This is a genomic window from Arthrobacter sp. G119Y2, from assembly GCF_038069765.1.
Lineage (GTDB): Bacteria > Actinomycetota > Actinomycetes > Actinomycetales > Micrococcaceae > Arthrobacter_B.
This window is the reverse complement of the sequence record NZ_JBBPFS010000001.1, coordinates 546,042-559,274: the sequence shown is the minus strand read 5'-3', so window position 1 is coordinate 559,274 and position 13,233 is coordinate 546,042. Positions and strand designations below refer to the sequence as shown.

The 13,233-nt window shown below is 65.2% G+C and carries 14 protein-coding genes; 8 read left to right on the top strand and 6 right to left on the bottom strand.

What is annotated here, in order from left to right:
* Window positions 1-14 precede the first annotated feature (14 nt).
* The 4 genes from WKB88_RS02665 (at window position 15) to WKB88_RS02650 (ending at window position 3,617) form a co-directional block, all read left to right on the top strand.
* The gene (locus tag WKB88_RS02665) at window positions 15-1,232 is read left to right on the top strand and encodes an acyl-CoA dehydrogenase family protein (RefSeq protein WP_341392991.1); all 1,218 of its coding nucleotides are present in this window, start codon (window positions 15-17) and stop codon (window positions 1,230-1,232) included.
* A complete protein-coding gene (locus WKB88_RS02660; protein ID WP_341392990.1) occupies window positions 1,213-2,334 on the top strand; it encodes an acyl-CoA dehydrogenase family protein in 1,122 nt (373 codons plus the stop codon). Before WKB88_RS02665 ends, WKB88_RS02660 begins: the two co-directional genes overlap by 20 nt.
* An 80-nt stretch (window positions 2,335-2,414) precedes the next feature.
* Complete coding sequence (locus WKB88_RS02655) at window positions 2,415-2,789, top strand: nuclear transport factor 2 family protein (protein WP_341392989.1); 375 nt, start codon at window positions 2,415-2,417, stop codon at window positions 2,787-2,789.
* 138 nt (window positions 2,790-2,927) lie between these two features.
* Window positions 2,928-3,617: a class I SAM-dependent methyltransferase gene (locus tag WKB88_RS02650; RefSeq protein WP_341392988.1), complete on the top strand. Its 690-nt coding sequence runs from the start codon at window positions 2,928-2,930 to the stop codon at window positions 3,615-3,617.
* 21 nt (window positions 3,618-3,638) lie between these two features.
* Here the strand turns inward: WKB88_RS02650 and WKB88_RS02645 are convergent, their stop codons facing one another.
* Window positions 3,639-5,231, bottom strand: a complete 1,593-nt coding sequence (locus WKB88_RS02645; RefSeq protein WP_341392987.1) for an ABC-F family ATP-binding cassette domain-containing protein — start codon at window positions 5,229-5,231, stop codon at window positions 3,639-3,641.
* Between the two features lie 234 nt (window positions 5,232-5,465).
* Here WKB88_RS02645 and WKB88_RS02640 point away from each other — a divergent pair, with 234 nt between their 5' ends.
* Window positions 5,466-6,287 carry an SMP-30/gluconolactonase/LRE family protein gene (locus tag WKB88_RS02640; protein WP_341392986.1) on the top strand — a complete coding sequence of 274 codons (822 nt, stop codon included), beginning with the start codon at window positions 5,466-5,468 and terminating at the stop codon, window positions 6,285-6,287.
* A 107-nt stretch (window positions 6,288-6,394) separates the two neighbouring features.
* Entirely contained in the window at window positions 6,395-6,979 is a 585-nt protein-coding gene (locus WKB88_RS02635) for a TetR/AcrR family transcriptional regulator (protein WP_341392985.1), read from the top strand.
* Window positions 6,980-6,989: 10 nt separating this feature from the next.
* On the opposite strand, the gene WKB88_RS02630 is transcribed toward WKB88_RS02635, so the two are convergent.
* Window positions 6,990-7,934 carry an AraC family transcriptional regulator gene (locus WKB88_RS02630; protein WP_341392984.1) on the bottom strand — a complete coding sequence of 315 codons (945 nt, stop codon included), beginning with the start codon at window positions 7,932-7,934 and terminating at the stop codon, window positions 6,990-6,992.
* Window positions 7,935-8,077: 143 nt separating this feature from the next.
* Here WKB88_RS02630 and WKB88_RS02625 point away from each other — a divergent pair, with 143 nt between their 5' ends.
* On the top strand, window positions 8,078-8,941 hold the full coding sequence (locus tag WKB88_RS02625; protein ID WP_341392983.1) for an NmrA family transcriptional regulator: 864 nt from the start codon (window positions 8,078-8,080) through the stop codon (window positions 8,939-8,941).
* 47 nt (window positions 8,942-8,988) lie between these two features.
* Complete coding sequence (locus WKB88_RS02620) at window positions 8,989-9,657, top strand: SGNH/GDSL hydrolase family protein (RefSeq protein ID WP_341392982.1); 669 nt, start codon at window positions 8,989-8,991, stop codon at window positions 9,655-9,657.
* A 172-nt stretch (window positions 9,658-9,829) separates the two neighbouring features.
* On the opposite strand, the gene WKB88_RS02615 is transcribed toward WKB88_RS02620, so the two are convergent.
* From WKB88_RS02615 to WKB88_RS02600, 4 genes are all read right to left on the bottom strand, one after another.
* Complete coding sequence (locus tag WKB88_RS02615; protein WP_341392981.1) at window positions 9,830-11,224, bottom strand: MFS transporter; 1,395 nt, start codon at window positions 11,222-11,224, stop codon at window positions 9,830-9,832.
* Between the two features lie 94 nt (window positions 11,225-11,318).
* Window positions 11,319-11,459 carry a hypothetical protein gene (locus WKB88_RS02610; RefSeq protein WP_341392980.1) on the bottom strand — a complete coding sequence of 47 codons (141 nt, stop codon included), beginning with the start codon at window positions 11,457-11,459 and terminating at the stop codon, window positions 11,319-11,321.
* A gap of 19 nt (window positions 11,460-11,478) precedes the next feature.
* Window positions 11,479-11,925, bottom strand: a complete 447-nt coding sequence (locus WKB88_RS02605) for a hypothetical protein (RefSeq protein WP_341392978.1) — start codon at window positions 11,923-11,925, stop codon at window positions 11,479-11,481.
* A gap of 9 nt (window positions 11,926-11,934) precedes the next feature.
* On the bottom strand, window positions 11,935-13,164 hold the full coding sequence (locus WKB88_RS02600) for an acyl-CoA dehydrogenase family protein (RefSeq protein ID WP_341392977.1): 1,230 nt from the start codon (window positions 13,162-13,164) through the stop codon (window positions 11,935-11,937).
* Window positions 13,165-13,233 lie beyond the last annotated feature (69 nt).

Here is a 13,233-nt window from a genome sequence, read left to right as displayed (position 1 = left end):
TACAGGAGTGAAAAATGAACCCCGACCTCTCACCGGCATCGAAGCAGCTGCGCGCTGACCTGCGCGCCTACTTTGCCGAGATCATCAGCGAGGAGGATGCCCGCGACCTCGTGCACCAAACGGAAGGCGGCCCGACCTTCACCCGGATCCTGAAGCAGATGGGCGCCGACGGCTGGCTCGGCCTGGGCTGGCCCAAGGAATACGGCGGCCGGGGCGAAGACCCCGAGGCACAGTTCGTGTTCTACGACGAGGTAATCCGCGCCAATGCGCCGCTGTCCCTGGTCAGTCTCAACACCGTTGCGCCGGCACTGATGAAATACGGCACCCCGGAGCAGAAGGAGTTTTTCCTGCCGCCCATCCTCGCCGGCGAGCTGACCTTCGCCATCGGCTACTCCGAACCCGGAGCGGGCACCGACCTTGCGTCACTGCGCACCTCGGGCCGGATTGCGGGGGACGAAATGGTCATCAACGGCAACAAGCTCTTCACCAGCGCCGGTATCTTCGCGGACTGGATCTGGCTGGCCGTGCGCACCGACCCCGACGCTCCGCGCCACAAGGGCATCTCAGTGGTCATGGTGCCCACCTCGGCTCCGGGCTTTTCCGCCACCGAGATCCACACCGTCGGCGGCATCAGCACCGCAGCCACCTATTACCAGGACGTGCGGATTCCGCTCAGCAACGTTGTCGGCGAGCTGAACGGCGGCTGGCGGATGATTACGAACCAGCTCAACCATGAGCGGGTGGCGCTGGCAGCCCGCGGCGGCATTGCCAACGAGGTTTTCGGCCAGGTCGTTGAGTGGGCCCGCGCGGAACCGCTCGGCTCCGGCTGTGTCATAGACCTGCCGTGGGTCCGGTCGACGCTGGCCGAGGTGTATGCCCTGCTCTCGGCGGCGGAGCTGGTAAACCTGCGGCTGGTGGCCGATGTCGCGGCCGGGACTCTCGGCGGCGGCGAGGCAGCGGCGGCGAAGGTGATCGGCACCGAAACCGTGGTGGAGGTCTACGGCAAGCTGCAGGAAGTCCTCGGCGTGGCGGGGCTGCTGCGGGCCGGCTCCCCGGGAGCTGCTATTTCCGGCCGCGTCGAGACCCTGGCGCGCCGGGCACAGAACAACACCTTCGGCGGGGGCAGCAACGAGGTCCTGCGGGACATCGTTGCTGCCAAGGCACTGGGAATGACACTGGCGGCACGCCGCCAAGAGAAGAAAGAAGACGCGCATGCAGTTCGAACTCGATGAGGATCTGCGCGAAGCCGCGCAGCTAGCCGAAGAAATCTTCACCCAGCTGGCCGACCTCCAGCGCGTGCGGGACGTCGAGCGGGAGCTCGGCGGACACGACGGCAGGCTCTGGGCCGCTCTGGCCGAGAGCGGAATCCTTGGACTGGCGCTTCCCGAGGAACACGGCGGCTCCGGTCTGGGCATGCTGGCGCTGGCTGCGGTGCTCGAGCAGCAGGGACGCCGGGTCGCCCCGGTACCGCTGGCCGCCGCGGTGGCGATGGCGGCAATGCCGCTGGCGTCATGGGGCACGCAGGCGCAGTGCGAACGCTGGCTTCCCGCGTTCCTCGACGGCTCAGCGCTGATTGTCGGTGCCATTGATGCCGGTGTTGACGGAGACAACGCGGTTCGCGCTGAACGGGACGGCTCGGGATGGAAGCTTTCCGGAATATTGTCGGCGGTGCCGGGCGCCCCGGCAGCTGATGCGCTGCTCGTTCCGGTGACGACGGATTCCGGTGTGGTTGCCGTCCTGCTTCCCACGGACCGTGAAGGCGTTCACCGCGAGAGCATCGCCGTGACGAATCAGGGGGCTGCGGCGACGGTGGTGCTGAGCGCGGTGCACGTCGACGACGACGAGGTGCTTACCGGCGGCGGTGCAGCCATCCGGCAGGCGCGCCTGCTCGGGCGCATCGCACTGGCGGCGGTTCAGGCGGGAGTCTGCGACGAAGCTATCGCCATCACGGCCGCCTACACGTCCGAACGCATCCAGTTCGACCGCCCGCTCTCCACCAACCAGGCTGTCTCGGCCCGCGCGGCTGATGCCCACCTGGATGCCGAACGGATCAAGCTCACCACCCGCCGGGCTGCCTGGCTCGTGGACCGGGAGAGCGACGACGCCGAGTCGGCCTCGTTGGTGGCCTCCTGGTGGGCGGCCCAGGGCGGCCTGCGTGTTGTGCACACCACCCAGCACCTGCACGGCGGCATGGGTGCCGACATCGATTACTCGATCCACCGCTATTTCCTCTGGGGACGGCAGAACGCGTATTCGCTGGGCAGCGCCCCCGCGCTGCTGGCCGAACTGGGCTCGATGGCCGAAACCCTGCCGATGATTGGCGCTCCGGCGTAACCCTGCGGTACCGGTGGAAGAGCGGCCCCGCCTGCGGGGCCGCTCTTCCTGCCTGCGGGCAGCCCCAGTACCCTCGGGGCATGGCCGGACTGGATCTTCCACACCTGCTCGCCCTCGAGCACCTCGGCTGGGACGCGCTGTGCCGCTCGGAGGGCGGCACCTACTACGGTGAGCTCATGACGCCGGACGGGGTGATGATTCTTGTCAACGGCATGGTGCTCGGCCGCGACGAGATTGCCGGCTCCCTCAACCAGGCCCCTCCCTGGGCGTCCTACACATTGACGGACGCACGGGTGGTGCCGGCGGGTGCGGAGACCGCTGCTCTGGTCTACCGGGCAACGGCCGCCCGCAAGGGACAGGATGAGCCCTTCAGCGCACTCATGTCCAGCGTTTACTGCATGGTTCAGGGACAGACGCGGCTTGCGCTGTATCAGCAGACGACAGTTACCCACTGAGGCTTTCGCCGGGGATTAGCTGCCGGGGACGGAGCAGGTTGCCGTTCCGGCAACACCGCTTGCCCCTTCTGAATCCCGCCGGAGACGATGGATATATCCATCCATCGCGGCAACGGCCACCGGCAAAAAGGGTTTCAAGTGGAAAACGCAAGCGGGCACCAGCCCGGAGAGCACACGTTCGACAAGGACTACTGGGAACGCCATTGGCAGGAGTCCGGCGAGACTGCACCTGCCGCCGGCCCGGAAACAGCCCCGGAGCCGGCAGCAAATCCGTATGTAGTGCGTGAAACCGCAGATCTGGCCCCGGGCACGGCCCTGGACGCCGGATGCGGTGCCGGCGCTGAGGCACTCTGGCTTGCTGCCCGCGGCTGGGACGTGACAGGGGCCGACATTTCCGCCGCGGCTCTCGCACAGGCGGCGGGCCGTACCCCGCAGCCGGCAGCCGGCAGCGTGACATGGGTTGAGGCCGATCTGGTGTCGTGGGAACCGCAGCAGAAGTTTGACCTCGTGGTCACCAGCTACGCTCACCCCTCCATTCCCCAGCTGGCGTTCTACACCCGCATTTCCAACTGGGTGGCTCCCGGCGGCACACTGCTGATTGTGGGCCACCGGCACGGGCCCGCAGCCTCCGGTCAGGACCAGGCTCAAGGACACCACCACGACCACGGCAACCGCCCTCCCGCCGAAGCGCAAGTCACGCTCGCAGACGTGATGGGGACGCTGGACCCGGCGGTCTGGCAGATTGAAACCGCAGAGGAGCAGACCCGGGCGCTCCCCGGCCCGGGTGAGCTGCTCGACGTCGTAGTGAAGGCCGCCCGCCGAATCTAGGCGGCCTCGCCGGCAGCTGGTTTACGCGACCCGGAGGTCGATTTCCCCGGGTGCGGCGCCGTCGGCACCGAACACCAGGTGCCGGTTGGCGATTTTGTCGGTAAAGAACCGGTCGTGGCTGACCACCACCACGGCTCCGGGGAAGTGCAGCAGCGCCCGTTCCATCACCTGGGTGCTGGAAAGGTCCAGGTGGTTGGTGGGCTCATCGAGCAGCAGCACTGACGCACCGGAGAGCAGGCACTGGGCCATTGCCACGCGGGCCTTCTGTCCGCCGGAGAGATTCCCGATCCTTTGCTTCAGATCCGCTTCGGAGAACTGGAACATGGTCAGGAACCGGTTGACTGACTTCTTGGTGGCGGTCAGCGCTAGGCTGTCCGGCATGGCGTTGACCGCGTGGGTGACGGTGTCCGCGTCGTCGAGCTCCGCGAGGACCTGGTTGTAGGAGACCATCCGGGCGCCGTTCGCCCAGACGACCTTCCCGGCGTCGGCCTTCTCCTCGCCGGTCAGCACCCGCAGCAGCGTCGTCTTGCCGCTGCCGTTCGAGCCGAGAACCACCAAGCGGTCACCGCGCCGGATTTCAAAGCTCAGCCCGCTGAACAGCGTTTTGTCTCCGTAGGACTTCTCCAGGGATTCCACCCGGCAGAGGTTGTCCTTGACGTGCAGGCCGCCGTAAATCTCGGTGATGATCTGGTCCACCGGACGGGGTGCGCGGGCTTTCTTGATCTTGGCGAGCTTTCCGTCCAGTGCGCCGCTGCCGGACTTGGCCGCCTCGCGCCGGTCCGAAATGCCTTCGGCCTCGAAGGCGAGCAGTTCGGACTCATGCACAAACTGGGATTCCAGCGCCTTGAGGCGGAACTGCTTCTGGATGACGTACTCGGCAAAGTTTCCGGGGTATTCGTGCAGGTGGTAGTTCTCCACCTCGATGATGCGGGTCACCACGGAATCCAGGAACTTCCGGTCGTGGGAGACCACGACGGCGGCACCGAAGAAATCGCGGAACCAGCCTTCCAGCCACTCAACTCCGGCGACGTCGAGGTAGTTGGTGGGCTCGTCGAGAAGCAGCACATCCGGGGCTTCGAGCAGGATCTTGGCCAGGGCCGCACGGTTGCGCCAGCCGCCGGAGAGGGCGTCGATGGGGCAGGTGCGGTGGGCCTCACTGAAACCGAGGGTGGTCAGCGCTGCGTCGATGCGTCGCGGGTAATCCCAGCCGTCCAGCCGGTCCATTGACTCGAAGAGCTCGGCCTGCCGGCGGATCAGCCGGTCCATGACCTTCGGTTCCGGATCGGCCCCGATGGTTTCGTCAATGGCGGCAAGCTCGGCCTCAACAGCCTTGATCTCCACGAACAGCGCGTCGAGCACTTCGGTGATCGTGGACTCGCCGTTCAGTTCGGAGAACTGCGAGAAGTACCCGATCTTCAGTCCCTGTTCCAGGGAGACCGTGCCGGAATCCGGCTCGATCTGTTCCAGGATCAGCTTCAAAAGGGTGGACTTCCCCGAGCCGTTTTTGCCGATCAGCCCCACCCGGTCCTTCGGATCCAGCCGGAAGAAGGCCTCACGCAGGATCTGCGTCTTATCGAAGCCAACATTGACGTCCTGCAGCCGGATCAGGCTCATACGGGGGTGTCCTTTCGGGGATGAAACTGGTGCCCGGCACCGGCGGTCCGGAGGGACCTGCCGGCAGTATTGTGCCCGTTGACCAGCCACTCATCTTATCCGGTGCGGCTGACCGCTGGTTCCGGTAGTCCTCCGCCCCTGTTCCCGGGTGGCGCGGCGGCTGCATACTGAAAACCAGTCCGAATCTCCAACCGCCCTTCTGCACTGAAACTACCGCTGAAAGAGGTGTCCACGATGGTTGAAATGACAACGCTGGCATCCGGGCTGGGAATGGGGGAATCAGCCCGGTGGCATGGAAACGAGCTGTGGTTCGCTGACTGGATGGCCGGCACCATCTCTGCACTGGACGGGAACGGACACGTACGGCGGGTCACCGCAGTGCCGTCTTTTCCCATCAGCTTCGACTGGCTGCCGGACGGGCGGATGATCGTCGTCTCCGGTGCCGACGGCACGGTGCTGCTGGAAGTCCCGCACGCAGGCCTCGTTCCCGTTGCCGATCTGCGCGGCATTTCCGATTTTCCCTGGAACGAAATTGCCGTGCATCCAGCCGGAAATACCTACGTCAACGGCATCGGCTACGACTACTCCGGAGAGATGCAGGACACCGGTGTGATCGCGCTGATCCGGCAGGACGGGTCAGTCCAAAAAGTTGCGGACGGGCTGGCTTTTCCAAACGGCATGCTGGTGTCAGGCGACGGTGCCACGCTCGTGGTGGCTGAATCCAACGCGGGCCGGCTCACGTCCTTCCGGATCCGGGAGGACGGCGGGCTGGATCCGGAAGGAGTCTGGGCCGAACTGGAGGGCAGCGCGCCGGACGGCATCTGCTGGGACGGCAGCGGCGGCATCTGGTTTGCGGAAGTGCCGGGAGAACGCTGCGTGCGCATCCGGCAGGGCGGTGAGGTCCTGGAAACCGTGCAATTGGAGCATGGATGCTTCTCCTGCGCCGCAGGAGGCGACGACGGCGGCCTCCTGTTCATGATGACGGCACAGTGGCCGGAGGCCATGGACCCGGGTGCGGACCATACCGGGAGAGTAATGGGCCTGCGGGTGAAATAGCCTCTGAGACGCCGGTGGGACGCCGGCAGGACTGGCGTACCCGCCACTGTTAGGCTGGTTGCTGATCGCTCAGTTAGCGACTAGCAACCCGCCGAATGGAGCATGGCATGACCGACACCGCCCAGCGTCTGCTGGACTCTGCCACCGAGGCCTTCGCGGCCAAGGGGTTCCACGGAACAACGACGCGGGACATCGCGTCCGGGGCCGGCGTCACCTCCGGAGCTGTCTACGTGCACCACAAGTCCAAGGAAGACCTGCTGTACAGCATCTCCAAAGTCGGCCATGAACGGACCCTCGAACTGGTGCGCGCCAGCACAGCCTCCGCTGACGGACCCTTGGACCAGATGAGTGCTTTGGTGCGCAGCCTGGTGGAGTGGCAGGCTGCCAACCACACCAAGTCCCGGGTAGTGAACTTTGAGCTGCCGGCCCTGAGCGAAGAACACCTCCGTGACGTGCTGGGGATGCGCCACCAGGTGGAGGACGAATTCCGCCGGATTGTTGAGGACGGCCTGGCACAGGGCGTCTTCGATGTACCGGACGCCAACATGGCCGTTGTCACCCTGCTGTCCCTGTGCATCGACGTCGCGCGCTGGTACCGCAGCGACGGCCGGCTCAGTGCGGCGGAGATCGCTGAGCACCACAGCACCGTCGCCCTGCGCCTGCTGGGTGCCGGAGTGCCCGCAAGCCACTAGGGCTCCGGGCTCACGCCCGGCCGGCCGCTCCCCCGCCGCCCGCTCCCCTGCTGCCCACAGTCCGCCAGCCATGCGGACTCTGCCCGTACTCCTGCTTAAAGGCACTCGAGAAGGAAGCCGGGCTGCCGTAGCCTGCTTCCTCCCCCACGGCGGCCACCGTCCGGGCTGTTGCGCGCAGCTCGTCCGCCGCCCAGGCCAGGCGCAGCCGGCGCTGGTAGGCGCCGGGTCCCAGCCCGGTGCGGCGGCTGAACCGCTGCGAAAACGCAGCCCGGGACAGGGCCCCGCTCCGAGCCATGGCTTCCACTGATATCGCCCTTCGGGGATTCGCGTGGAGTTGTTCAATAACCCGGTCGATCAGCGGATCCCCCTGCCGGGCGATTCCCGGTCCCGCCGCTCGCAGTGCGGCCACGAGCAGCGCATCCAGCAGCCGGTCCAGGACCACGGCCTGTCCCGGAGCTTCGGTGGCCGCCTCGGCCGCCAACAGGTCGGCGAAGGCACGCGTGGAGGAATCAGTGGCCTCCACCAACAGTTCGGGCAGCAGCTGCACCCAAAGCCGTCCGATTTCGAGAGGATCGGCATACGTGCCCACCAGAAACCTGTCCCTGCCCCGTTCCGTGGTGCCCCAGGTGCGCACACCCCGCTGCATCGACTCAACCAGACGGTTGCCGTGGACGTCGATGCAGGACTGATCCGGCGGGATGATGAAATCCGCAGAGCGCTCCGGATCCGAGGAGACGGAGTACGGTCCGGGACCGCGTACAACGACGACCTCGCCGGCCACCGCCCGGACCACTCCCGAGGCAGTAGTGACGGAGCAGCTACCCTCCAGGACCGCCAGAACTGTCAGCATGGCCTCGTCCGCCACCCGAATGGACCACTCGCCGTCCATTTCAAGCCTCAGCACAAACGCGCCCCTGGCCCGCGGCCCCTCAACGAAGGCTTCGAAGGACTCCACTCTTCCTTCCCCGATCGTTGTTTCCCGATGTGCGTTTACCGGTGCATTTACCGTGCAATTCACCGGGCCGGGCTGGACGAATTCGAAACAACTCCGGCGGATTCATTATGGAGCACAGGCGCCGTCAGGGGTGGGATGGAGGCATGAACACATCAACGATTCTCCTGACCGGCGCAACAGGCCGTACCGGCCGCCGCCTCGTCTCCCGCCTGGGCAGCAACGCCCGCTGCAGTATCCGGCGGGCATCCCGCAGCGGCACTCCGTCCTTTTCCTGGACCGCGCCGGAATCCTGGCATCAGCACCTTTCCGGAGCTGACGCCGCCTTCCTTTGTTACGCCCCCGACGTTGCGGATCCGGAGGCACCGGAAATCCTCGGGGCGTTCTCCGCCGCGGCACGGGAGCACGGCGTCCGCCGTCTGGTGCTGCAGTCCGGCCGCGGTGATTCCGCCGCCAGCCCCAGCGAAGAGGCGGTCCGCACCGCTTTTCCCTCCGCCGTCGTCGTGCGTTCGGCCTGGTTCCAGCAGGACTTCTCCGAACACTTTCTGTATCCCCAGGTTCTGGACGGACGGCTGCGGGTGCCGGTGGACCAGGTCTCCGAACCCTTTGTGGACCTTGAAGACTCCGCAGAAGCACTGGAGGCCCTGTTGACGGACCCGGAAACCTATGCGGCCGCCGCCAGGGGGAACGCGGTTCTGGAGTTTACCGGGGCCCAATCCCTGACGTTCGGTGAAGCGGCCGGGCTCCTGACCTCCCGGCTGGGCCGGAGGGTTGTCCATGAGCCGACCGCGCCTGCGGATTTTGTCGCGGCTGCCGGGGAGTACGGGCTCAGCCCTGCAGAGGCCGAGGGCATCGCCTGGCTATTCGCCGAAGTCATGAACGGTTCGGTCAGCAACGTCAGGCCCGACCTTGAACAGCTGCTGGGCCGCCCGGCCCGTGCCATGACCGATTACGTGGACCGAACTGCCTCTGCCGGAATCTGGAGCATCCCCCAAGAGCCCGGGGCGTAGCCCGCGGCACTTTCCCCGATGAATATGCGGGGTGCATACTGATCGCCATGCAACCGTCCCATGTGGTCCTGCTGGGTGACTCCATCTTTGACAACGGTGCCTACACCGGCGGCGGTCCGGATGTCGCCGCCCAGCTGCGCGGGGAGCTTTCCGCCGGCTGGACCACTACCCTGCTGGCCCTTGACGGCGACGTTGCAGCCGGTGTCATCCGCCAACTGCGCAAGCTGCCCGCGACCGCGACCCACCTCGTCATCAGTGCGGGAGGCAACGACGCGCTGGGACATTCCGGGGTGTTGTCCGCGGGTGCAGGCACCGTCGCCGACGCACTGGAGAAACTGGCCTCCGCACAAGATTCCTTCACCGTCGGTTATCTGGAAATGGTGACAGCAGTGGCCGCAACTGGGCTGCCGGCCGCGGTCTGCACCATCTACGACACTCCTGCTTCCGAGCCCAACCAGAGGATTATCCGTACAGCCCTTGCCGTATTCAACGACGTCATCACCCGGGCGGCATTCACATCAGGGCTTTCAGTGATCGATCTGCGTCTGGTGTGCGACGACGACGGCGACTATGCCAACCCGATAGAACCGTCTGTCCAGGGCGGAGCGAAGATTGCCCGTGCCGTGGCGGCGTATCTGGAGCCCGCCCGTGCCGCGAGACGTGCGGCGGTGGTAGCCGGCGCCCGGGCCCCGGAGCACCTCGGCTTCTTGGATTAGGTAGTGAAGTCTGTGGTTGAGCGCGTCGTGGTGCTCTGTTGCGTGTTCCGCGGCAGGCGGAGCGGTATATCCGAAAAACTTTATATAAATGGATGGAGCTGGATACGAATTCTCGAAATAAAGAGGGGCCCCTAGTCCCTTCCGCTCCTCTCGAACGGCCCGGCGCATCCCTTTAGGTCAGTCTGGGACGGCGCGCTGCCCGGGTCGCCGGAATTTTCATTCCCCGCAGGGACGAGCCTGCAGTCTCGGGCATGGCGGCAACCGCGGCCAGCCCCACCAGGCAGGCCCCCATCATGTAGAAGGCAGGAACCAGGGGGTTGCCGGTCGCGTTGATCAGCAGTTCGTTTACCACCGGCGCGGTGCCGCCAAAAAGAGCGGTGCTGACGTTATAGGTGACGGCGAAGCCGGCGTAGCGCACCTGGGTGGGGAACATGGCGGGAAAGGTGGCCGAGATCGTGGCCAGCTGCGGGATATACAGCAGACCCAGCACCGCAAAGCCCAGCAATGCGAACCAGAAACCGCCGGCCATGATCAGATACATGGGCGCGGCGAGAACAAAGAGGCCAATCAGCGAGACCAGCCACATCGGCTTGCGGCCCACTGTGTCTGACAACCGCCCGGCAAACGGAATCAAAGCCATCATGGCCAGCTGCCCCACAAACATCAGGGTGAGAACGACGTCGGCATCCATGCCCACTGTTCCCTCAAGATAGGTGGGCATGAAGCTAAGCAGGGTGTAGTTCACAACGTTGAGCGCAACCACCAGGCCGGCCATGGTCAGCATCGGCCGCCAGTACTTCACCAGCAGGTCCTTTAGGGCCGATCCCGCGGCTGGTTCCACCTCGTGGCGGTTTTCGAGCTCCCGGAAGACAGGCGTATCCTCAAGCCTGGTCCGCAGATAGAGTCCGATGATTCCCAGCGGACCGGCAATCAGGAACGGAATTCGCCACCCCCAGTCGGCCATGGCGTCGTTTCCCACCACGAGACTGCAGACAAGGACGATCAGGGACCCCAGGGCGAAACCGCCCAGGGTTCCAAACTCCAGGAAACTGCCGTAGAAGCCGCGCTTCTTGTCCGGTGCGTATTCGGCCATGAAGGTGGCCGCTCCCCCGTATTCACCGCCCGTGGAGAAGCCCTGGATCATCCGCAGCACGATCAGCAGCGCCGGAGCCAGGATCCCAACATTTTCATGCGTGGGCAGGATGCCGATGGCGAAGGTGGCTCCGGCCATCAGGATGATTGTCAGCGCCAGGACGCGCTTGCGCCCGATCCGGTCTCCCAGCGGCCCCCAGAAAAGCCCGCCCAGGGGCCGAACCACGAAGGACAGGGCAAAAGTGGCCAGGGTCCACACCGAGCCCGTTGCCGAGTCGCCAGGGAAAAAGTTGGCGGTGATATACGTGGCAGCCACCGCGTAGACCCCGTAATCGAACCACTCGGTGGCGTTTCCCATCGCCGAAGCGGCCACTGCCCGGCGGATGATTTTCCTGCCCTCCGGAGTAGCTGCATCGGGGGCGCGGAAATCCGGCCCGGGAGGAGGAACAGCGCTGGACGATGCTGGTTCGGACATTCCAACCTCCCCGGAACGAACGGCCCCCTTCAACCCCGGCCGCGGATGCCCCCTAGGTTACGCGCTCGTCTTTCTGTTGGTAATGACTTGTCGGTCATGGTGCACCGGCAAGGACAGAGGCCAGGGAATGATCTGCAGCGAGGGCCCTGTAGCCGAAGGGAGCATACGTCCGCAGGCCGCCGTCGTCGTCCGCAGTGACCATGAAGCAGCAGGTCTTCGCAGCAAAATGATCCACTGCGTCGGATGCCGGCGCTTCAGGCGCCGGCGTCGGAGATGCGCAGGCCGAGGTTGTCCAGACCGGAGCGGATCATGGCACCGTAGCCGTCGTTGGAGAGGTGTTTGCTGCGCATCTGTCCGGCCTGCTGGTGCTCGCGCGCCAAGTCGAATTGACCGCGGCGAAGATATCCGTCGCCCAGGTTCAGGTGCAGCGAAGGAAGCATGCCCTTGACGGCAGGAATGCCCACCGGCGCGAGATCGCCGTCGGACAGGAAGCCGTGCTCCAGCAGTGCGGTCTCGTCCCAACCGATCTCGGCATCCGGATCATCCTGGACATCGGCAAGATAATGGGCCAGGACGCACCGCTGGCCGTGGTCTTCGGGCGCCGTGCTGTCCCAGCACTCCGTCAGCAAACGCCGGGCCCCCGGTTTGTCTCCCCCAAGCGCGGCTGCCACGGCCGCCAGCACATCATCCCATTCCGCCATGGGCCCATCCTAGGCGAAGGCGGAGAATCCGGTGATGTGCCGTCCCAGGATCAGTGACTGCATGGTGTCGGTGCCCTCATAGGTGAACACCACTTCCATGTCGGTCAGGTGGCGGGCCACGTGGTTCTCCAGGAGCAGACCGTTGCCGCCCATAATGTCGCGCGCCTCGGAGCAGATCCAGCGGCCCTGCCGGGCGGCAAACATCTTCGCCATGGACGCCATGGGACTGGTCATGACACCTTCTTCGGCGAGTTCGTTCAGGCGGAAGCAGGTCAGCTTGATGGCGGTGAGCTGGGCAAGCATGTTGGCCAGCTTGTTCTGCACAAGCTGGAACCGGCCGATTTCCTTGCCGAACTGCACACGGGTTTTCGCGTAGGCGACGGCAATCTCGTACGAGGCGACCGCATGGCCGAGCGCTTCCCACGCCACTCCCCCGCGGGTGGCCGCCAGGACCCTGTTGACGTCCTTGAACGAGTTGCAGTTTTCCAGCCGGTTCTCCGCAGGAATCCGCAGGTTCTCAATCACGATATTGGGCTGCAGGACGGCCCGTTTGCCCATCTTTCCGGTAATGACCTCCGCGTTGTAGCCGGCCGGATGGCGGCCGTCGGCATCCTTCTCCATCACAAAAGCCTTCACTGCGGAGTCCGCTTCGTCACGGGCAAAGATGATGACGACGTCGGCGAAGCTCGCGTTGCCGATCCACCGCTTACTGCCGTTCAGGACGTAGCTGTCCCCCTCGCGGCGGGCGGACGTTTCCAGGGAAACGGAGTCCGATCCATGGCCCGGTTCGGTCAGGGCAAACGCCCCGATTTTGTCGAAGCGGGCCATGGAAGGCAGCCAGCGGTGTTTCTGTTCCTCGCTCCCGAGCATGTCGATGCTGCCCATGGCCAGGCCCGAGTGCACACCAAAGAAGGTATTGATGGAACCGTCGCCGCGCGCGAGCTCAGCAGCAGCCGTAGAGGCAGCGAGCCGGGTCATGCCGGGGCACCCGTAACCCTTGATCGTTCCGCCGGCAATGTTCAGTGCCGCCAGCTTGGGAATCAGTTCATACGGGGCTTCCGCCCGCTCCCAGTATTCGTTGATCACCGGCAGCAGGTCATTGTCCACAAATTCCCTGACGCGGGCCTGTACGTCCTTCGCCTGGTCATCGAGCAGGTTGTCCAACAGATACAGGTCGCTGTCCACATCCTGCACCGCCGTGGGGTCAAAAGGGGCAGGAAGGGTCTCAGTGGTCGTCATAACGGCTCCATCGCATCGTTGGTCACTCATTCCGGCGAACTAACTAATCGCTTAGTGACCGAGTATGCG

Bases quoted from the DNA above. Each gene is read 5' to 3' on its own strand.
- WKB88_RS02665 (WP_341392991.1), top strand. From the start codon at position 15: ATGAACCCCGACCTCTCACCGGCATCGAAGCAGCTGCGCGCTGACCTG.
- WKB88_RS02660 (WP_341392990.1), top strand. From the start codon at position 1,213: ATGCAGTTCGAACTCGATGAGGATCTGCGCGAAGCCGCGCAGCTAGCC.
- WKB88_RS02655 (WP_341392989.1), top strand. From the start codon at position 2,415: ATGGCCGGACTGGATCTTCCACACCTGCTCGCCCTCGAGCACCTCGGC.
- WKB88_RS02645 (WP_341392987.1), bottom strand. From the start codon at position 5,231: ATGAGCCTGATCCGGCTGCAGGACGTCAATGTTGGCTTCGATAAGACG.
- WKB88_RS02640 (WP_341392986.1), top strand. From the start codon at position 5,466: ATGGTTGAAATGACAACGCTGGCATCCGGGCTGGGAATGGGGGAATCA.
- WKB88_RS02635 (WP_341392985.1), top strand. From the start codon at position 6,395: ATGACCGACACCGCCCAGCGTCTGCTGGACTCTGCCACCGAGGCCTTC.
- WKB88_RS02625 (WP_341392983.1), top strand. From the start codon at position 8,078: ATGAACACATCAACGATTCTCCTGACCGGCGCAACAGGCCGTACCGGC.
- WKB88_RS02620 (WP_341392982.1), top strand. From the start codon at position 8,989: ATGCAACCGTCCCATGTGGTCCTGCTGGGTGACTCCATCTTTGACAAC.
- WKB88_RS02615 (WP_341392981.1), bottom strand. From the start codon at position 11,224: ATGTCCGAACCAGCATCGTCCAGCGCTGTTCCTCCTCCCGGGCCGGAT.
- WKB88_RS02605 (WP_341392978.1), bottom strand. From the start codon at position 11,925: ATGGCGGAATGGGATGATGTGCTGGCGGCCGTGGCAGCCGCGCTTGGG.
- WKB88_RS02600 (WP_341392977.1), bottom strand. From the start codon at position 13,164: ATGACGACCACTGAGACCCTTCCTGCCCCTTTTGACCCCACGGCGGTG.